The 18,729-nt window shown below is 50.1% G+C and carries 25 protein-coding genes; 2 read left to right on the top strand and 23 right to left on the bottom strand.

What is annotated here, in order from left to right:
* Positions 1 to 50: 50 nt before the first annotated feature.
* The 13 genes from gcvPB to KNP92_RS05065 all read right to left on the bottom strand — a co-directional run bounded on the left by gcvPB (position 51) and on the right by KNP92_RS05065 (position 8,806).
* Positions 51 to 1,526, bottom strand: coding sequence for an aminomethyl-transferring glycine dehydrogenase subunit GcvPB (gene gcvPB, locus KNP92_RS05125; protein ID WP_214838177.1), 1,476 nt, complete (start codon positions 1,524 to 1,526; stop codon positions 51 to 53).
* Positions 1,526 to 2,860, bottom strand: a complete 1,335-nt coding sequence (gene gcvPA, locus KNP92_RS05120; protein ID WP_214840213.1) for an aminomethyl-transferring glycine dehydrogenase subunit GcvPA — start codon at positions 2,858 to 2,860, stop codon at positions 1,526 to 1,528. Before gcvPA ends, gcvPB begins: the two co-directional genes overlap by 1 nt.
* Positions 2,861 to 2,885: 25 nt before the next feature.
* Positions 2,886 to 3,959: a glycine cleavage system aminomethyltransferase GcvT gene (gene gcvT, locus KNP92_RS05115; protein WP_214838174.1), complete on the bottom strand. Its 1,074-nt coding sequence runs from the start codon at positions 3,957 to 3,959 to the stop codon at positions 2,886 to 2,888.
* A 149-nt stretch (positions 3,960 to 4,108) separates the two neighbouring features.
* Positions 4,109 to 4,447 carry a hypothetical protein gene (locus KNP92_RS05110; RefSeq protein WP_214838171.1) on the bottom strand — a complete coding sequence of 113 codons (339 nt, stop codon included), beginning with the start codon at positions 4,445 to 4,447 and terminating at the stop codon, positions 4,109 to 4,111.
* On the bottom strand, positions 4,444 to 4,899 hold the full coding sequence (locus KNP92_RS05105) for a shikimate kinase (RefSeq protein WP_214838168.1): 456 nt from the start codon (positions 4,897 to 4,899) through the stop codon (positions 4,444 to 4,446). The genes KNP92_RS05110 and KNP92_RS05105 overlap by 4 nt, the downstream gene beginning before the upstream one ends.
* 22 nt (positions 4,900 to 4,921) lie before the next feature.
* The gene (locus tag KNP92_RS05100; RefSeq protein ID WP_214838165.1) at positions 4,922 to 5,182 is read right to left on the bottom strand and encodes a hypothetical protein; all 261 of its coding nucleotides are present in this window, start codon (positions 5,180 to 5,182) and stop codon (positions 4,922 to 4,924) included.
* A 5-nt stretch (positions 5,183 to 5,187) separates the two neighbouring features.
* Positions 5,188 to 5,682: a hypothetical protein gene (locus KNP92_RS05095; RefSeq protein ID WP_214838162.1), complete on the bottom strand. Its 495-nt coding sequence runs from the start codon at positions 5,680 to 5,682 to the stop codon at positions 5,188 to 5,190.
* Entirely contained in the window at positions 5,618 to 5,854 is a 237-nt protein-coding gene (locus KNP92_RS05090; protein ID WP_214838159.1) for a hypothetical protein, read from the bottom strand. The genes KNP92_RS05095 and KNP92_RS05090 overlap by 65 nt, the downstream gene beginning before the upstream one ends.
* Entirely contained in the window at positions 5,841 to 6,248 is a 408-nt protein-coding gene (locus tag KNP92_RS05085; protein ID WP_251136499.1) for a prepilin-type cleavage/methylation domain-containing protein, read from the bottom strand. Before KNP92_RS05085 ends, KNP92_RS05090 begins: the two co-directional genes overlap by 14 nt.
* 26 nt (positions 6,249 to 6,274) lie before the next feature.
* A complete protein-coding gene (locus KNP92_RS05080; RefSeq protein ID WP_214838153.1) occupies positions 6,275 to 6,586 on the bottom strand; it encodes a prepilin-type N-terminal cleavage/methylation domain-containing protein in 312 nt (103 codons plus the stop codon).
* Positions 6,587 to 6,598: 12 nt separating this feature from the next.
* Entirely contained in the window at positions 6,599 to 7,573 is a 975-nt protein-coding gene (locus KNP92_RS05075; protein WP_214838150.1) for a type II secretion system F family protein, read from the bottom strand.
* Positions 7,543 to 8,361: an ATPase, T2SS/T4P/T4SS family gene (locus KNP92_RS05070; protein ID WP_214840212.1), complete on the bottom strand. Its 819-nt coding sequence runs from the start codon at positions 8,359 to 8,361 to the stop codon at positions 7,543 to 7,545. The genes KNP92_RS05075 and KNP92_RS05070 overlap by 31 nt, the downstream gene beginning before the upstream one ends.
* Before the next feature lie 58 nt (positions 8,362 to 8,419).
* Positions 8,420 to 8,806, bottom strand: a complete 387-nt coding sequence (locus tag KNP92_RS05065; protein WP_214838147.1) for a Spx/MgsR family RNA polymerase-binding regulatory protein — start codon at positions 8,804 to 8,806, stop codon at positions 8,420 to 8,422.
* 249 nt (positions 8,807 to 9,055) lie between these two features.
* Between KNP92_RS05065 and KNP92_RS05060 the strand changes: the two genes are divergently transcribed.
* The gene (locus KNP92_RS05060; RefSeq protein ID WP_024371493.1) at positions 9,056 to 9,319 is read left to right on the top strand and encodes a DUF2626 domain-containing protein; all 264 of its coding nucleotides are present in this window, start codon (positions 9,056 to 9,058) and stop codon (positions 9,317 to 9,319) included.
* A 36-nt stretch (positions 9,320 to 9,355) separates the two neighbouring features.
* Here the strand turns inward: KNP92_RS05060 and KNP92_RS05055 are convergent, their stop codons facing one another.
* On the bottom strand, positions 9,356 to 9,976 hold the full coding sequence (locus KNP92_RS05055; RefSeq protein ID WP_214838144.1) for an MBL fold metallo-hydrolase: 621 nt from the start codon (positions 9,974 to 9,976) through the stop codon (positions 9,356 to 9,358).
* Positions 9,977 to 10,133: 157 nt separating this feature from the next.
* Here KNP92_RS05055 and KNP92_RS05050 point away from each other — a divergent pair, with 157 nt between their 5' ends.
* Complete coding sequence (locus tag KNP92_RS05050) at positions 10,134 to 10,313, top strand: DUF2759 domain-containing protein (protein ID WP_214838141.1); 180 nt, start codon at positions 10,134 to 10,136, stop codon at positions 10,311 to 10,313.
* A gap of 71 nt (positions 10,314 to 10,384) precedes the next feature.
* Here the strand turns inward: KNP92_RS05050 and KNP92_RS05045 are convergent, their stop codons facing one another.
* From KNP92_RS05045 to rpmG, 9 genes are all read right to left on the bottom strand, one after another.
* On the bottom strand, positions 10,385 to 12,304 hold the full coding sequence (locus KNP92_RS05045; RefSeq protein ID WP_214838138.1) for an LTA synthase family protein: 1,920 nt from the start codon (positions 12,302 to 12,304) through the stop codon (positions 10,385 to 10,387).
* A 227-nt stretch (positions 12,305 to 12,531) separates the two neighbouring features.
* Positions 12,532 to 13,500, bottom strand: a complete 969-nt coding sequence (locus KNP92_RS05040; protein WP_214840211.1) for an ROK family glucokinase — start codon at positions 13,498 to 13,500, stop codon at positions 12,532 to 12,534.
* 87 nt (positions 13,501 to 13,587) lie between these two features.
* Positions 13,588 to 13,782: a YqgQ family protein gene (locus KNP92_RS05035; protein WP_214838135.1), complete on the bottom strand. Its 195-nt coding sequence runs from the start codon at positions 13,780 to 13,782 to the stop codon at positions 13,588 to 13,590.
* Positions 13,779 to 14,801, bottom strand: a complete 1,023-nt coding sequence (locus tag KNP92_RS05030; protein WP_214838132.1) for a M42 family metallopeptidase — start codon at positions 14,799 to 14,801, stop codon at positions 13,779 to 13,781. The genes KNP92_RS05035 and KNP92_RS05030 overlap by 4 nt, the downstream gene beginning before the upstream one ends.
* A gap of 15 nt (positions 14,802 to 14,816) precedes the next feature.
* Positions 14,817 to 15,869, bottom strand: a complete 1,053-nt coding sequence (locus KNP92_RS05025) for a rhomboid family intramembrane serine protease (protein ID WP_214838129.1) — start codon at positions 15,867 to 15,869, stop codon at positions 14,817 to 14,819.
* Positions 15,870 to 15,991: 122 nt separating this feature from the next.
* On the bottom strand, positions 15,992 to 16,948 hold the full coding sequence (locus KNP92_RS05020) for an L-lactate dehydrogenase (protein WP_214838126.1): 957 nt from the start codon (positions 16,946 to 16,948) through the stop codon (positions 15,992 to 15,994).
* A 169-nt stretch (positions 16,949 to 17,117) separates the two neighbouring features.
* Entirely contained in the window at positions 17,118 to 17,888 is a 771-nt protein-coding gene (locus KNP92_RS05015; RefSeq protein ID WP_214838122.1) for a DUF92 domain-containing protein, read from the bottom strand.
* On the bottom strand, positions 17,867 to 18,421 hold the full coding sequence (locus KNP92_RS05010; protein ID WP_214838118.1) for a 5-formyltetrahydrofolate cyclo-ligase: 555 nt from the start codon (positions 18,419 to 18,421) through the stop codon (positions 17,867 to 17,869). Before KNP92_RS05010 ends, KNP92_RS05015 begins: the two co-directional genes overlap by 22 nt.
* Before the next feature lie 55 nt (positions 18,422 to 18,476).
* A complete protein-coding gene (rpmG, locus tag KNP92_RS05005; RefSeq protein WP_012726608.1) occupies positions 18,477 to 18,626 on the bottom strand; it encodes a 50S ribosomal protein L33 in 150 nt (49 codons plus the stop codon).
* Positions 18,627 to 18,729 lie beyond the last annotated feature (103 nt).

Genomic DNA, 18,729 nt, shown 5'->3' with positions numbered 1-18,729 from the left:
TTTTATGCCACAAGGCCCACTCACGTGACGTGAATGGGCCTTGTCTTCGTTCAATTGATTGAGGAAGGTTGGCGGTGCTCATATTTCAACACCGGTTTCCGTGCAGCGAGCGTCTCGTCAAGTCGTTTGACGACGGTCGTATGCGGCGCCGTCTGGACGATTTCCGGGTTCTCTTCAGCTTCTTTCACAATTTGAAGCATCGCATCACAGAACGCGTCAAGCGTCTCTTTCGACTCGGTCTCCGTCGGCTCGACCATGATACACTCCTCGACGTTGAGCGGGAAGTAGATCGTCGGCGGATGGTACCCGAAGTCGAGCAGGCGTTTGGCGATATCGAGCGTACGGACGCCGAGCGCTTTTTGACGTTTTCCGGACAAGACGAACTCGTGCTTGCAATACGTGTCGTACGGCACGTCGAACGCATCTTTTAGTCGCGCGAACATATAGTTGGCGTTCAAGACGGCTTCACGCGATACGCGCGTCAACCCTTCGGCGCCCATCGTTTTGATGTAGCTATACGCCCGGACGTTAATCCCGAAGTTTCCGTAGAACGGTTTGATCCGGCCGATCGACTGCGGACGATCGTAGTCGAGCGTATAACCAGAATCGGCTTTACGAACGATCGGTGTCGGCAAATACGGAATCAAGTCGCGTTTGACGCCGACTGGGCCAGATCCTGGTCCACCGCCACCGTGCGGGCCCGTGAACGTCTTGTGCAAGTTCAAGTGGACGACGTCAAAACCCATGTCCCCAGGACGGGCGATGCCGAGAATCGCGTTCGAGTTGGCGCCGTCATAATACAATTTACCGCCTGCCTCGTGCACAACTTTACTAATTTCAAGAATGTCCGCTTCGAACAAGCCGAGCGTGTTCGGGTTCGTCAGCATTAAAGCAGCCGTATCCTCCCCGACTTTTGCTTTCAAATCATCCAAGTCGACGAGGCCACGCTCATCCGACTTGACCGTCACCGTCTCAAATCCGGCGACGACAGCCGAAGCCGGGTTCGTGCCGTGCGCAGAGTCCGGGACGAGTACTTTCGTCCGTTGCACGTCCCCGTTATGATGATGGAACGCTTTAATCAACATGAGGCCTGTCCATTCCCCATGGGCACCGGCTGCAGGTTGGAGCGTCACTTCATCCATTCCCGTGATCTCGGCCAGTTTCTCTTGAAGGTCGACCATCATCTCAAGCGCGCCTTGTACCGACTCGATCGGTTGGAGCGGATGGATATGAGCGAACCCAGGAAGACGCGCCATATCTTCATTCACTTTCGGGTTGTATTTCATCGTACAAGACCCGAGCGGATAAAAACCGGAATCCACACCATGGTTCCGCGTCGAGAGCGACGTATAGTGTCGAACGACGTCAAGTTCTGATACTTCTGGTAATTCGGCTACTTGCGTCCGAATCATCGAGGCTGGCAAAAGTGATTCTAAATCGACTTCTGGCACAGTCGGTGTCGGTAGGTTGTAACCTGTCCGGCCGGCGCGTGATACTTCAAAAATGAGCGTTTGTTCGTGTTGCATCAGTTCATCCCCCCAACCACTTCGATAAACCCATCAATCTCTTCTTTCGTCCGGAGCTCCGTCGCACAGATGAGCATCTGAGTGCGTCGTTCCGATTCATACGTCCCAAGCGGTAGCCCGCCGATGATGCCATGGTCAAGCAAGTGACGCGACACGTCGTCGGCATCGACACCGAAGTCGACGACGAACTCGTTGAACATCGGGCCTTCATCAATCACGGCATACCCGGCTGCCTTGAGAGACTCTTTCATATAGTGCGCCGTCTGCATGTTGCGGATTGCCATATCACGAATCCCATATTTCCCGAGTGCCGACATCGTGATCGATGCAGCGAGTGCGTTTAGTGCTTGGTTCGAACAGATGTTAGACGTCGCTTTGTCGCGGCGGATATGCTGTTCACGTGCTTGAAGCGTCAAAACGAATCCTCGTTTTCCGTCCTCGTCGACCGTCTGACCGACAAGACGTCCTGGTAATTTACGCATGAGCGCTTTTTTGACGGCGAAGTAACCGCATGACGGACCACCGAAGCTCTGTGGAATCCCGAACGGTTGCGCGTCACCGACTGTGATGTCGGCACCGAGCGCTCCTGGCGATTCGAGCACACCTAAAGCGAGCGGGTTGCTCGAAACGACGAGAAGGGCACCGGCATCATGCGCGACTTTCGCGAGTGCGGCCAAATCTTCGACACGTCCGTAAAAGTTTGGATATTGGACGACGAGGCAGGATGCGTCCGTCAAGTCGAGTTCGGTCGAAGTCAATCCATCGACGACTTCGGTTACCTCGACGTCAAGTCCTGGTCCACCTGCATACGTTCGAATGACATCTTTCGCTTCAGGGTGAACCGCACCTGATACGACAACACGTTTCTTCTTCGTGTGCGCGCTCGCGAGGTACGTCGCCTCAGCGAGCGATGTGATGCCGTCATACATCGACGAATTGGCAACGTCCATGCCCGTTAGTTCACAGATCATCGTCTGAAACTCGAACATGGCCTGAAGTTCTCCTTGTGAGATTTCAGGTTGATACGGCGTGTATGCCGTGTAAAACTCAGAGCGAAGCAGCATATGGTTCATGACACTCGGTGACAAATGATCGTACATCCCCGCGCCAAGGAAGCTTGGGTGCGATTTCGTATGCATATTCTTCTCAGCAAGTTTCGTCATATGACGAACGAGGTCCACTTCAGGTAACGGTGCCCCGATGGCGGATAGTGACGCGGATTCGCGGAGCGAAGCCGGAATGTCTTCGAGCAAGTCGTCAATCGAATCGACGCCAATCGTCTGCAACATGTCCCGCTCATCTTGTTCTGTCATCGGTAAATAGCGAAATTCCATTCTGTTCATTCTGAATCCCCCTGTATCATTTACGTTTATAAAATGGTGTCGGAATGCGTTCGGCTTCTATTTTCTTCCCTCGGACATCGACGACGAAATTCGTCTCTTCCACGAAGCGACGATCGATCCGGGCCCAGGCAATCGACTCATTCACGGTCGGTGGCATCGTCCCCGTTGTGACGACGCCAATCGTCTCTCCGTCAAACTCAACTGTCGCGCCTTGACGGGCAATCCCCCGGCCAAGTAGTCTCAAGCCAATCAAACGGCGTGGAATGTCTTCTTTTTGTTTCACGAGGGCGTCTTTTCCGATGAAGTCTGTATCAAGTTTGACCGCAAAGTTCACGTTCGCCTCAAACGGTGAGACCGTCTCATCGAGTTCATGACCATATAGCGGGAGACACGCCTCAAATCGCAACGTGTCGCGTGAACCGAGCCCACACGGTGTCACTTGTTCCGTTTCGAGTGCCGACCAAATTTGGCCGATCTGTTCTGCACGCGCATAGAGCTCGAAACCATCTTCCCCTGTATATCCACTTCGAGAGACGATTGTCGTCACACCCGCGACGTTCCCGGTGAGGAAGCGGAAGAATTTAATCTCGCCGAGCGGCAAGTCGGTTAATTTTGCTAGCACTTCCTCTGCTTTCGGTCCTTGAATGGCAATCTGCCCGTAAGCATCCGACTCATTCGTCACGGTCACGTCCCCTTCGACGTACGTGTTGACGTGCGCGACGTCCTTCTCGATATTCGATGCATTGACGACGAGCCAAAACGCATCTTCGTCAAGACGATAGACGAGCAAGTCATCGACGACTCCCCCGTCAGGCAAACAAAACAAATTGTATTGAGCCTGACCGATTTGAAGTTTTGACACATCATTCGTCACGAGCCGCTGAACGTTTTGTAACGCATCCGGCCCTTCAATCCGAATTTCCCCCATGTGCGAGACGTCGAACATCCCGACTTTTTCTCGGACAGCCATATGTTCCTCTTTAAACGACGAGAACATAATCGGCATATCAAACCCCGCAAACTCCACCATTTTCGCCTTCGGTGCGATTAAGTCATACAAAGGCGTACGTTTAAGCGTAACTTTCTCCATATTATCCCCCAATCCCGAACATAAAAATAAATTTCAAATGAAATATTTCGTTTTCACTATCACTCTATCAATTTTTATTCGTGCTGCCTAGTCTTAAACGAGCAAAAAAGAAAGAGGATGAAAACGAAAACGTTTTCATCCTCATTATTTCATATTTTGCTCTCAGTGGAAACGGGCGTGCTTTCAATTCCTGCGGTCCGTTTGATTTCTTTTGTTAAACTGACCGACGCATCCTTTAATTCGACCGATTCTGTCTTCACTTTCACCGACAGACGTTTCATTTCGCCAATCGATGCGTTCACTGTATCGACGTGACGTTTAATCTCATCAATCAACTGTTGAATCACATTGATGCGAATTTGAAACCGTTCCGTCAGACGCTTGACGCGACGCACGTCACCTGACATCTTCTTTTTGTATAGAAGAAAACCGTACAAGCCGAGCCCGGCGAGCGCGAGCACGACGATGCCTAAGTTAATCCAAATCATTCCTTCTCCTCCTTCAATTGCTTTAGTTGTCGAACGACATCCTCGGTACCTCGTGAGGCATCAAGGACGACATCGGCTTCCCGGTACAGCGGAAGTCGCCGATCATACAAGGCGCGAACGCGCGCCTCCCCCCCTTTGACGAGCGGTCGATTGGAATGACGAATCCGTGCCCAACATAATTCAAACGGCGCATCGAGCGCAACGACGGTCCCATTCGCCTTCATCCACTCCACGTTTTCGGCACGCTCCACGATGCCCCCGCCCGTCACGACATACTCCGCCTTTGTCGACTTTAATATTACGCTTTCGAGTTCACGAAACGCGGCCTCCCCGAATCGTTGAAAGTACGTCGGGATGCCCATGCCGGCAACGTGTACGAGCTGTTCGTCTAAGTCCACGACATGATTTGTTGTTTCAAGATATCGTTTGACGCTTGTTTTACCTGTACCCATAAACCCAATAATATAAAACGGCCTACTCATCGAAATAAATCACCTCTTTATGTCGTTCTCCGCTCACGAGCCGGATATCCACTTCAATCGTCCCGCTCCCAAGCGGACGGCAAGAGATCGTACCGGTCGGTTTTGTGACAGTGATGGCTTTCGTTTTGCAATTCGCCTTTGCCACGAGCAAGTGTCCCTCGAAACGGATGGCGAGGATGTCTCGTGCCAATCGTTCGGTACTTCGTTCAATATCAGTATACCAAAACAACGATGCGCCAAGAATCCACATCATGACAATTAACGAAGTAACGAGGAAGAAGCCGTTCTCATGCACATCACGTACTTTTCCCGAGCCCCGTTTCGATCGACGAATTGGATGTGATAGCCTTGCCCTACCGATTCGACACGATACTGTTCGATTCCTCTTAGGAATAATAGATTCCCCCCTCCATCTCCGACCATGACCAAGTTCCCGTTAATCTGCTTTAACGTCCAAGCCCATGTCGTCTTATCCGGGCGCACGTACACGCCGGTGAGCCGTCCATCTTTCACGGCACAATCTCGACTATCAATCACTTTTCGGACGAAGAGTTGCGACGTCGTCGTCACGTTTCCCCTCGGCTGTTCATAAAGCGTTTCACCGAGCGAGAGGAGTTGTACGAGTAGTCCGATAAATAACGGGATGAGCAACAGGACAAGCGTGAGCTCTAACATCGTATAGCCGTCTTCACAGTGTCGGGAGGCAAAGTTCTTCGATACAGACACGCTCTTTTCCACTTGGCTCAGCCGCATCGATCAACACCTCCCGCTGAATTGATTCATAGTGTCGGACCGTCACTTCTAACCGTTCGATTCGCTCATTGGCGTTCACGACAAACGGGACGAGCACACCAATCCACCCAATTAGGAGCGCCAGACTCAAACAAATCTCCCATAACGTGACGCCTCGTTCAGAACCCCTCACTTCGAATCACCTCCGGTTCGTACGTGCCCAGTCGAAACTTGAGCGTAATCGATCGAGTGCCTGAAGAAAATTTCCATTGCCCGGCATAACTCGCTGCCGTCTTCGAGAAGACGATTTCGCTCGACGTCGGCAGACTAAGGACGATTCCATCTGGCACTTGGACCGTCTTAATCGACGTGAGTCCGCACGTAATGTGATAACGCCGCTCTTTCACGTACCAGCGCAGGCGTGGTACGCACTTCTCGTCGGCAGCGACGTACGGATACTGCCCGACTTCCGCGATATCGGCCAGTAGCCCTTCCGTGAAATCAATCAAGGCAAGCCGGTCAATGGAACGGACGGACGGCATGGCCAACAGCAAGATGGACGACAAAACGAGGAGCACCGCCGCCATTTCCACGAACGTATACCCGTCTTGCCTCATTTTTTCGTGAGCGTGCCCGTCGCCGGTGCGTACGTGTACGTCGTCGACTGACAGCTGTACGTGAGCGGGTCGGACGACCCCCCTCGTTTGATAACGGCGAGTGTTTCCGGGTACGACTTATGCTCCGCATAATATAGGTTAATCTCCGACTCGACGATGCGCACGCTCCCTTCGCAACTGACGCTATCGGCCCGACTTTTCCCGTCCGTCATCGACGGAACGAGCAGTAACAACAAGACCGAAATAATTAACAAGACCGCGGCCATCTCGACAAGCGTGAAGCCCCGTTCCGAATTCTGGTTCATCATCTCAATTCCTCCTTATAGTTGACCCATAATCAATTGCACCGGCAAATAGATCGTATAAAACATCATCGTGACCATGACGGTCAACACCCCATATAGCGCGGGTTCCACTTTAGCGATGAGTTCTTTCCAATAGCTTTCCATCTCTTCAAAGACAAGTTCTCGATGCATGGCCATCATCGTCCCAAGTTCCCCACTGACAGAACCGACGCCAAACAGGCTCACAACTTCGTGGTCTAAAAGCGGTTCGTTCCGCGCGGCGACCTCGAGCTCGAAACCAGCCGACATCCGATCATGGATTCGCCTTGCAATCAACGCCACTTCGCCGTCTCCTAAAGCCAACCGTTCGACGATGTGACGTACCGACGCCTCACCGTCTTGAAGGAGTGACAATTCACTGACGAACAAGTACGTGACGTATAGCCGTTGACCTCGCTCGATGACAGGGATTCGGATGACGCCTGATTTACCGAGACGATACAATCCGCTTGCAGTCAAGAGAAAGAGAAAAAAGAGCCCGGGGAAGAACCACTTCGTTAATAACAGGGCGTTCATGCCGCTCAATCGCTCAATTTCCACCATCGACAACAGTTTAGGAAAAATGTATAGGGCGTATATCGTACCTAGGCCAAACAGCATCGTCAAAATAATGAGCGGGTATCGGGCCAGTTGCTTTAACTCCTGCTCAAGCGAGGAACGCATCATCGACAAGGCAAGCACTTGTTCGAGCCCTTCGATGAAGTGGTGTCCGCGTTCTGCCGTCTCGAGCAACTCACGCATCCGTCGGTTTGAGACGAGCGTCTTAAATACTTCTGCGAGTGACGCTCCGTCCTCAAGCGCGATGCGCATATTCGTCACCTTGTCCCGTCTCTTCCCACGTTCGTGTAGCTCGAGTGTCTCGAACGTTTTCTTCAATCCGACGCCGCGAGCTTGCAACCTTAAAAAGCGGCGAATCGTATTCAATTCATACATGACTCGGGTAGGGACCATGAACATGTCATCTCCTCTCCACGTTGAAGGACGCACCAGTACCGTTTCATTTCCATCACACCCGCGAGCTCTTTAAGACGGCGCTCCCCATCCTCAATCGTCGATGTGTGAAACGTCGCAATCGTTAAATGACCGCTAAGCGCGGCATCATGGGCGACTTTAAACTCCTCACTTGTGCGCACCTCACCGATGACAATCACGTCGGGGTCGGCGCGAAGCGTCTCTTTCAAAAGACTGCGATGATCGAGACCAGCCTTTACGTTCACCTCTAACTGAATGACACCGGCAATGGCCTGTTCCGGCGGATTCTCAATCGTAACAATTCGACGGTGATTGATCTGCTCAAGTAACGCATACAACACCGTCGTCTTCCCTGCCCCGGTCGCTCCACCGATTAAAAACAATCCATGCCCCATCTTCCCTAACTGTTCAAATACCATTTGATCTTTTTCCGCAACCAATTCACCTAATTCAAATGACATGTTCGGCATGCGCCACGACATTAACGTATGCTCAAATGACGGCAAGAACGTGACACGAATCATCGCCGTCTCTGCGTCGTACACTCCGGACTGAGGGACTCGCTGATCCGTCTCTGTCAACGAACACCAATATTTCATATGTAACGTCAAACGCTCATACTCTGACCTACTGATCGTTTCCATCACATCGAGTCTCGTCCCGGACCGAATATGGATTGCCACATCATCTGGCCCCGGCATAAAATGGACATCGCTCGCCCGATGTTGCCGCGCTAGCCCAATCAATCGTTTCGTCACCGCTCTCATCGTCTCCACCTCGCGATAAGCATAAAAAAAAGCCCACCTTTATGAAAGTGGACTTGTTTTATGAAACGTGGGCTGAAGTTAAATCATGACGACGCGCATACGTCTCGATTGAAACTTTATCGTATCCGACAATGACTTCTTTACCGTCCGTCAAAATCGGGCGTTTCAATAACTTTGGATTTTCACTCATCAAATGGAGCAGTTCGCTCAATTTCAAATCGTCAACATCGACGTTCAACTGTTTGAACGCTTGGCTTCTCGTCGCAAGAAGTGATTCGACTCCGTTGTCACATAATGTGAGTAACGCCATCAACTCATCGACCGAAGGCGCGTCACGGAAAATATGACGTTCACTCACGTTGAGTTGTTGCTCTTGTAGAAACGCCTTCGTTTTTCGACACGATGTACAACTTGGGTACGTATAAAACATCAATTCATTTGCCATTGTAATTGCCTCCTTATAGGTTCAGTTCTCGCTCGTACATGTTGTGTAAGATGATTATACAATGCTTGGACAAGATTGTACAGTATTTGTACAACTTTTTTTATTTTTTGTACAAGATTGTTTCAGGATAAGATTTCACATTTTTTTCACGATTATTTTGTTCAATTCACACGTTTCCATAGCATTTTTTTTAATGTGTTGGTAAAATAGTGAATGAGAATGGAATAATGTACGTATGGGGGGATTAACATGGCGAGAATGTACCGTGTCCTTGGATTTTGGACTGGGTTGATCGCAGCGCTTGCATTCGTAGGCGCGCTCGGTGGAGATCAAAGCAGCAGCGAACATACTGGTGACTTCGTCGTAATGGGTCTAGTTTTCTTAGCTCAAACTATTTTCTTCGTCGCACTCGGTTACTTAAAATTGACTGAAAAAACGTATGTATACGTGTTCGGCGCTTATTTGACGGTCTTCTTCATCGTCTTCACGTATTGGAGTAACTTCCAAATGTAAAAAAGATTGTCTCATCACGAGACAATCTTTTTTTGTTTAGCGACTGAAAAATGGATTGGATTCGATTTCTGCGCCGAGCGTCGTTTTCGGTCCGTGCCCTGAATAAAGGACCGTCTCTTTTGGCAACAGTTGACGTAGCCGGTCGATTGAGCCAAGCAACGTCGCTTGGTCGCCCCCTAATAAATCGGTACGCCCAACCGACTGTTTGAAAATCAAATCGCCACAAAATGCGATTTGCTCATTTGGTAGATAGAGTGTGACGCTCCCTGGCGAATGACCTGGCGTATGATGGAGTTCAAACGATAACGCTCCAATCGTCAGCGTCTTACCTTGATACGTCCGCTCAGCCGGACGCATGGAAGCGGACGGCAAATGGAATTTAGCCGCTCCATTTTTTTCGTCATCGCTTAACCACGTCCGCTCGGCTTCATGTACGTAAACCGGAGCCCCGTAACGATCGCGTAACGCATCGATGCCCCCAATATGGTCAAAATGGGCATGGGTCAATAAAATTGCGTCCAAACGACCGAAGCGCTCGACCGTCTCAAAGAAGCGCGGATCATCCGTCCCGGGGTCAACAATCACGACTGTACCGTCCTGTTCGACCACATAACCGTTCTCTTGCGCCAAGCCTGATGTGATTTTTACTACGTTCATCTAAACACCTCCATCATTCATTCTAATCGATATTGTGGCAAAATTGTAGCGACGCCTTTCTTTGCTCGACACCGTCACATATTTCGGATAAAATAATAGTGATATTTCAGTGAAATTTTTATGAATTTCATGACGTATAATAAAAGGGGGACTCGTCATGCATTTGTATGAGCCGTTTGGATGGATTTCACTTATCGTGGCTTTTGTCGCGATTTGGGGAATGGCCCGTTCATTTAAGAAACGTCAATTCTTCCCACTGGCCTTTGCGGCCGTCACTGTTCTCGTCTTCGGTTTCTTCGGAGTCGCAACATTGATCTATGGTGGAATCCCAAGTTAATGAAACGAAAAAACGACTTCGGTCGTTTTTTTTGTACAGAAAAAGCGTCGCCTGTCTAGGCGACGCTTTGTTTATCGGTTGTCCGACTGTTCTTTAAAACGTAACAAGTCAGAATAAATCAAATCATCGTTCATCTGAAGAATCGCTTCTGCTTCTTCATTGATCGGTCCACAAAGTGATGCATCTTCAACGACCTCTCCAGTTTCGGCATCATAACACGTCGACTGGGTCCACACATAGTCATCGGTCAACACCGTTCCATCTCGGAAGATGGCGCGACTGTTCCGTTCTTTCGAGAACAAGTCATTTCCGAATCCGACCAAGTCAGACGTATCCATCCCTAACAAGTGGAGGATCGTCGGTTTCATATCGACATGACTACCAATCGTCTCATGCACTTCACCTTTTGTTTGGTCAGGTAAATGGACGACGAACGGTACTTGTTGCAATTTTGCTACATCGTATGGCGTCAGCTCTTCTTTTCCGAGCAAGTCAGCCATGGCGGCATTATGGTTTGTCGAGATTCCGTAATGGTCCCCGTAGACGACAAAAATCGTATCTTCCCACATGCCGTTCGCCTTCAATTCATCGATGAACAAGCCGAGCGCATAATCCTGATAGGCGAGCGCCTGCGGGAAATTGTTAAGCGTTGTCGAGCTTGTTTCGAATTTTGGCACGAGCTCATAATCTTCGCTCGGCATCGTGTACGGGAAGTGGTTCGTAAGCGTGATGAACTTCGCATAGAACGGTTCCGGGAGCTCCTCAAGCATCGGAATCGATTGTTCGAAGAAACTATCATCAAGAAGTCCCCATTCGGTCATATCTTCTGGATTTCCAAGATCATAGCTCTTCTCATCGAAGAACTCGTCAACCCCTACGTTTTTATACATATGGTCACGGTTCCAGAACGATTTGTTGTTCGCATGGAATACAGCCGAATAGTAGTTATCTTCTTTAATTACTTCAGGTAGTGCCTGGTATTCGTTATCGGCGTTCGTAAAGTAGACGGCTCCGCGCGGAAGACCATAGAGCGAGTTATCGAGGGCGAACTCGGCATCGGACGTCTTCCCTTGTCCGACAGTATGATAATAGTTCGGCCAGAAGTGCGACTCCTCGATCAGTTTGTTCAAGTTCGGCGTGATGTACTCGCCGTTTGAGGCTTTCATATTGTGCGTGAAGTTTTGGGCCGACTCGAACGAGACGACGATCACGTTTTTACCTTTATACTTGCCGAACAGTTCAGGATCTGGTGCCGCATAGTTTTGGCGTGTGAACTGCTCGATTTCAGCAAGTTCCGAGCCGTCCGCCATCGCTTTTTGCGCCGACGTCTTCGTTTGAAGCATCGCGTCATACACATGGAAGTTGAACGTCCCGATGTTTTTGACGAGCAATTCGCGGTCGAACGAGCGCGTCAAGAGTTCTGGGCGTTCTGTCTCTGCGAGCGACAAATTGAAAAGGAACACGGCGACAGCCGCCACGAACGTGACGAGCGCGCGTCGGTGCGATGCCGCATTTTCACGCGTGTTCACTTTCCAGAGGATGAATGGTAACACGAGCACATCGCCGAGAATGATGAGGTCTTTCCATTCAAGCAGTGACGTGAACGACGTGGATATCGTCTCCATGTTTGACGGTTGTAAAATGACCGGCATCGTCAAATAATCGGTGAATTCGCGATAGTATACGGCGTCAGCGAATAAGATAAACGAGGCGAACGCATAGAGTGTAAAGAGCACCCATTTTTGTTTGCTGCCTTTAAAGAAGAAACTAAACGCAAATAAAAATAACGTTGAGCTGATTGGGCTGATTAACAAAATAAAGGCTTGCGCCGTGTTTTCAATCGGAATATTAAAGAAAAATTGATATACGATATACGTCTTCGTCCAAAGCAATAAAGTAAAAATCCAGAATAAACGATATTCTTGAAACGAAGCGCGGACCGTTTCATTCAGTCGCATAGTTAGCTTCGAGAAGCGTTGAGATGACTTCATCTGACGGTCTCCTCCTCTTTTCAGTTTTTAACGACCTCGGTCGTGTTATGTTCGTGTACAGCTTGTTCTCTTTTTCACGAACGAATTCAGTCTAGTATCAAGTTCAAATCTTACCCCTTTTTTAACAAAAAATCAACTCCACGGTTACAAATTTTACATTAGTTAATACCCCTTCGTCACAAAAAAAACGCCTATGCATGTCACATAGGCGAAGCAGTTCCATTTTATTATACACGTGTCGGCAGGAAATGTTTCCGTGCGAGCCAAGCACAACCGATGACACCAGCATCGTTTTCGAGCTCCGCAATCTTGAACGTCGTCGATTCATAGACGCGTTCGAGCGCGAACCGTTTGAACTGGGCATCGAGCGGTTCCAGTAACGCTTCACGTGCTTTCGAGACACCGCCACCGATGACAATGATTTTTGGGTTCAGCGTATTGGCGATGTTCGAGATCGTAAGGCCGAGATACTCGGTCATTTCTTCGACGACTTCCGTCGCCACTTCATCGTTCGCCTTGTAAGCTTCAAACACATCGCGAGCCGTCACTTCTGTTAATTCGTTGAGGGACGTCGTGCGGTGTTTGCGTTTTTGGAGCGCCAAGCGTGAGACGCCCGTCGCAGAAGCGATTGTCTCGATACAGCCGGTCCGACCACAGCCACATTTAACTGCTTTTGTCTCGTCACGCTCGACCGTAATATGCCCGATTTCGCCAGCCATTCCCGCCGCGCCATGTACGATATTGCCGTTCGTGATGACGCCGCCTCCGACACCTGTCCCAAGCGTGACAGCAAGCAACTCCGCGGCCCCTTCACCGGCCCCTTTCCACATTTCTCCAAGGGCAGCCGCATTCGCATCGTTTTCGAGCACGGCTGGTAACCCGACTGCTTTTTCAAACTCGCTCACGAGCGCGAAGTTTTTCCACCCGATATTTGGTGAGTACTCCACAATTCCTTCTGAGAAGTTGATGAAGCCTGGCGCCCCAATTCCGGCCCCGGCAAAGTCTTCTTTTGACTTTCCTGACTCGACAAGGTAGGCGTTAAAAGAAGTCGCGATATCTTTTGGAATATGTACTCCGTTCTCACGAATATCTGTCGTAATTTCCCACTTATCAGAAATGATGCCATTCATATCGAGGACGGCCATTTTCACCGTCGTACCACCGATGTCGATTCCTAATAACCATTTCACATCAATCACTCCTCATTTCGAATAAATCGCTTTCATTCAATAGTGTACACTATCAAACCCCTTGTGCAAACATTTGCACAAGGGGTTTTTCTGTCAATCTGTCGAATTTTTTAATTCATGTGTCAAAATAATCTTCGCCGTATCGTAATCTCGTTGCTCGATGATCCCACCCGCATGCAGTTCATCGAGTTCCATCATCATCAGACTGATTTCCGCATCTCGCTCCCCGATATAAATGATGGTCCCAAACCCTTTCAAGAACTGTTGAACATCGTAGAAGTTCTTCATCGTGCTTCCTCCATTTTCGAGAGGACATAATGGTATAACAACTTGCGTGTCGCTTCGAGCGACGAGATATGGGTGCGTTCATAGCTATGGCTTGATTCGATTCCGGGACCGACGAGCGCGTGACGGATATCGTGCCCCGCACTCACTGCAGCCGAAGCGTCCGATCCATAATACGGATACACATCAATTTTGAACGCGATGCCTTCATCCCGGCAAATCGACGTGAACTGACGGCGTAATTTCAAATCATATGGACCAGACGAGTCTTTGGCACAAATTGATACCGTGTACTCGTCTGAATGTTGGCCGTCTCCGAGCGCACCCATGTCGACAGCGATATATTCGATCACATCTTTTGGAATGCCGGCGTTGCCTCCAAAACCGACTTCCTCGTAGTTCGAAATCAAATAATGCACCGGATGCGGTAACTCCATATCCACGAGGTCACGCGCCAAGTCGAGTAAAATCGCGACCGAAGCTTTATCGTCAAGATGTCGTGATTTAATGTAACCTGAGTCCGTCAGTTTAAACCGAGGGTCAAACGAGACAAAGTCCCCGACTTCGATGCCAAGCGCCCGCACATCTTCCTCACTATGGACGTCCGCGTCTAACCGGACCTCAATGTTCGAGGCTGTCCGTTCTGCGCTGTTCGTATCACGATAGACGTGCACACTCGATTGATGCACCAAAATCGTGCCTTCTACCGCTGCACCTTCTTCTTTATGGACGAGACAGTTCTCACCTTCAATCGCCGTCCACGCGTATCCCCCGACTTGCGTAAGGCGAAGTCGGCCGCTCGGTAAAATTTCTTTTACCATCGCACCGAGCGTATCGACGTGAGCCGTCAACAATCGGGCCGGTCCTGCTTGCCCTTCGAACGTGGCGAGGAGCGCTCCTTTATTTAGACGCTTCGTCTTTACATTACGTTTTGAAAGTTCACGTTCCACGAATTCAATCGCTTCATCCGTCATGCCGGATGGACTCGGTATTTCTACAAGTTGCTTCAACGTCTCAATCATTTGATTACCCCTTTGTCATCGATAGTAGCCATACAGGAAACATGCGGCCGTGAGGATGATTGTGCTAATTAGAAAAAGAATCCGCCGCATCTGCCGCGTTTCGTCCGGGAGCCCGACGACTCCTGCCATTAAAAAGCCACCGACGAGTCCGCCAGCGTGGGCGGAATGGTCGAGGCTCGCCCCGAGGACGAACGCAAGTCCTATGTTTAATCCTAACATAATGAACAATGGTGGACCGAGTGTCTTCATAAAAAGAGAGCGATCTCGAATCCCAAAGTAGAGCAAGGCGCCAACGAGACCGAAAAGCGCACCCGATGCTCCTGCCGAAATGGCGTCACTAAACGCATACGATGCCGTCGATGCAATCATCCCTGCCAACACATAAATGACGATGAATCGTGGCGAACCATACATCCGTTCCACGAGCGGGCCGAGCGACCAGAGCGCGAACATGTTAATACTAAAGTGGAACCAACCAATATGAAGAAACATCGGTGTCACGAGTCGCCACCATTCGCCTTCATCGATGAGCGGATTCACTTTCGCTCCAAATCGAACGAGCGTGTTCGGATCAAGCGTCGAGCCGACCGATTCCGCGAGCCACATGATGAAAAACGTCACAATCATGAACACATAAACTGCCTGCGGTTTTCCGAATGCGAACCGTCGCTTCAATTCGGCTTTTCGCTCGCGATCAAGCGCAAGTGCGAGCGGCCGATAGTCCGCCTCTCCACTGTCTTCTGACGAGATATGCCGTTCAATCGTCACTTTCGCCGGAATGTGAAACGTGAGCGACGAGATGCGTTCTTCATCGACGAGTTGTTCTCCGTATAGATGGATCCGTAATTTGCTCTTGCCGAGGCGAGCAAGGCGAAATGAATTCATAATTGCCTCGATATCCATTCCAACATGGTTGGCCCACGCCTTATCGGTCCTTATGTATAGGTGATAGACGTCTCCCGCTTTCGTATCGAACAAAAGAAGTGCCCGTGACGGCTCGAGGATTCCTTCGACGCGTCCCCCCGCCTTCACGTTTCCATATATATCTTCCCAAAACGAGCTTGCCATCTGAATCCCCTCCCTTCCCCATAATTGTAATCCAATTCGGAAGCGCCGACAAAAAGGAGACGTTCCGTATATGCCCTCCATAAAAAAACAGCCGGCACATAGCCGACTGCGAACTTGTTCCTTTATAGCACCGGCTGCATCGTCTTCATCAACACGTCTGCTGAATGGTGCATCTTCTGCTTTTCTTCTTCAGACAATTCAATCTCAACGACTTGGCGCACGCCTTGTCGGTTGATGATGGCCGGGACACCGATATGGATATCGTTCAATCCGTATTCCCCGTCTAGATACGCACCGACCGTGAGTAAGGTGTTCTCGTTCCGGAGCACCGCTTTTACGAGGCGGAGCAATCCGAGACCGATGGCATAATAAGTCGCCCCTTTACGCTCGATGATGTGATAAGCCGCATCACGGACATTGACATAGATGTCTTCGAGGTCCTCCCACGTGTATGCGTCATTTTCCTCAAGCAACTGTTCGATGGACTTTCCATAAATTCGAGCGTTGCTCCATGCCGCGAACTCCGTGTCCCCATGTTCACCCATGATGTACGCGTGACAGTTGCGCGGGTCGACGTTGAAGTAATCGCCAAGCATATAGCGGAGCCGTGACGTGTCGAGCACCGTCCCCGAGCCGAACACACGGTGTTTCGGAAGGCCCGAATACTTCCATGCCAAGTGCGTCATAATATCGACCGGGTTCGAGGCGATGATGATCATGCCGTCAAATCCTGAAGCCATGATTTCCCCAATCATCGACTTCATGATTTTCGCATTCTTTTCAACGAGGTCAAGACGAGTCTCCCCTGGTTTTTGTGGGGCACCTGCCGTGATGACGACGATATCTGCCGCACCGCAGTCCGTGTAATCGCCAGCCCATACGCGCATCGGTGAAGAGGCGAACGAGACACCGTGGTTCAAGTCCATCGCTTCCCCTTCCGCTTTAGCTTTGTTGATATCGATGATGACGAGTTCTTCACAAAGGCTCGCAGTCGTCAATTGATACGCGAAGCTCGCACCGACTGCACCGGCACCGACGAGCGCGACGCGTGTTACTTTAGCATGATTTAATGTTTCCATGTTGATTCTCCACCCTTCGAACAATCTGTTTCATGTTTTAGTAATATCTGTTACATAAAGATTGTAACATCATTCACAAACACTCAATACAGCAGAAACCGTTTTCAGTTTGGCGATATTGTGACAAGATTCACATTTGTTTGAAACATCCTCATTCTCTGTACTACCCTCAACTGAAGACGAAAAAACAAAGCAAGGCGGCGGTCGCGATAGACGTAAAATTGACTGCATCGTTCCCGAGCCAACGCCATCCTGACACATACTGCGTCGCTCGTCCATGATGCTGTTGCTTCTCCGTCAATTTGCCACACACCTGACATCGATATTTCCGCTGAACGGTCGCACCGAGTAACGTATCCACCACACTGCCGACCAAACCAAGTACGATCAATGCGAGCGTCACTTCGAAACCGAGCGTCATGAACGGATAGACTGCAAGGACGATGGTCGCGGCTCCGACAATCGACATCAATGTTCCGTAAAGCGAGACGCCACCGCTCGTCCCCGGTTCGACAGGGCGAAGGGTCAGGATGGAACGTGGCTTTTTCTTTGCGAGGACACCAAACTCTGAACCCCACGTATCACTCGTCGCCGCGGCGATTGAGACGATATAGGCGAAGAGCCACGCCTCATTCGCTGTGACTGCCATGCCGAGCGCGGTCACCATTCCGATTCCTCCGTTCGCCAGCACTTGGATATGATCCCGAGGACCCGATTTTTCGACAATTTCATCGACCGGCGCCTTCTCAGACGCACGATATTTTGAAGCGAGCGAAGACGTCGAGAAGAAAACGCCTAATAAGTAGAGACCGAACCAACCGAATCCATAGCCGATGACCGTGCCGGTCACGACTGTCAAGACAACTCCCGATCGCGTGAGCGACTTTAACCGATAACCGGCATAAGCGACCAAACAAGTTACGAGAAAAATGGCAAACATCGAATCCATTCCCTTTCCGTCACAATCATTCCAACCGGAATGTCATGCGCTTCAATTGGTATGTCGTCTAGAATTTGGACACTGTAGGCAATCGACAATGTCTTTCCTGCATACGTCGCCAAAAAACGGTCGTAATACCCGCCACCCCACCCGATCCGATAACCAGAACGGTTGAACACGCGTCCCGGGACGATGCATAGGTCGACGTCGGCCTCGACCGAAGGTGTCGTCGGCTCCAAAATACCCATCACCCCGGGTTCGAGGTCCTCATAAGACGTGAGGCGATGAAACGTGAGCCCCTCTGTCGTTACTTTCGGCACGTGTACCACTTTTCCTGCCTGCCAAGCTGCCTCAATCAACGGTCGCGTATCGACCTCGAGTCCGAACGAGAGCGTGAGGGCGACGGTGTCCGCTTCAATCCACTCGGGTAGTGTCATCACGTTATGTACAATCGCGGCATCCGCTTCGTCACGGTGGGCCAATTCGGCAATTTTCAAATGTACCGCTCGTCTGAGCGCTTGTTTCGCGTCCATAGCAACTTCCTCCTCTCGAAAAAAAAGGCCGCCACATGAGTGACGGCCCGTCTCATTATTTCACTTCGCGGTAAAGCGTGTGACGGCGGAGACGTGGGTTGTATTTGCGCAATTCGAGGCGCTCAGGGTTGTTACGTTTGTTTTTCTTCGTGATGTACGTGCGATCGCCTGTTTCTGTGCAAGCTAGTGTGATTTTAACGCGCATTGTGTTCACTCCAATCTTACTGATGTTGTATCAAGTGCTTTTGCTTTACAGTCTAAGCATACTCAATTATCCTACCAATTTTTTATAGAAAAAGCAAGGTGTT

Origin of the sequence: Exiguobacterium sp. s122 (genome assembly GCF_018618475.1) — a bacterium.
GTDB lineage: Bacteria > Bacillota > Bacilli > Exiguobacteriales > Exiguobacteriaceae > Exiguobacterium > Exiguobacterium himgiriensis.
The sequence above is the reverse complement of the archived record's forward strand: the minus strand, read 5'-3'. Positions and strand labels throughout refer to the sequence as shown.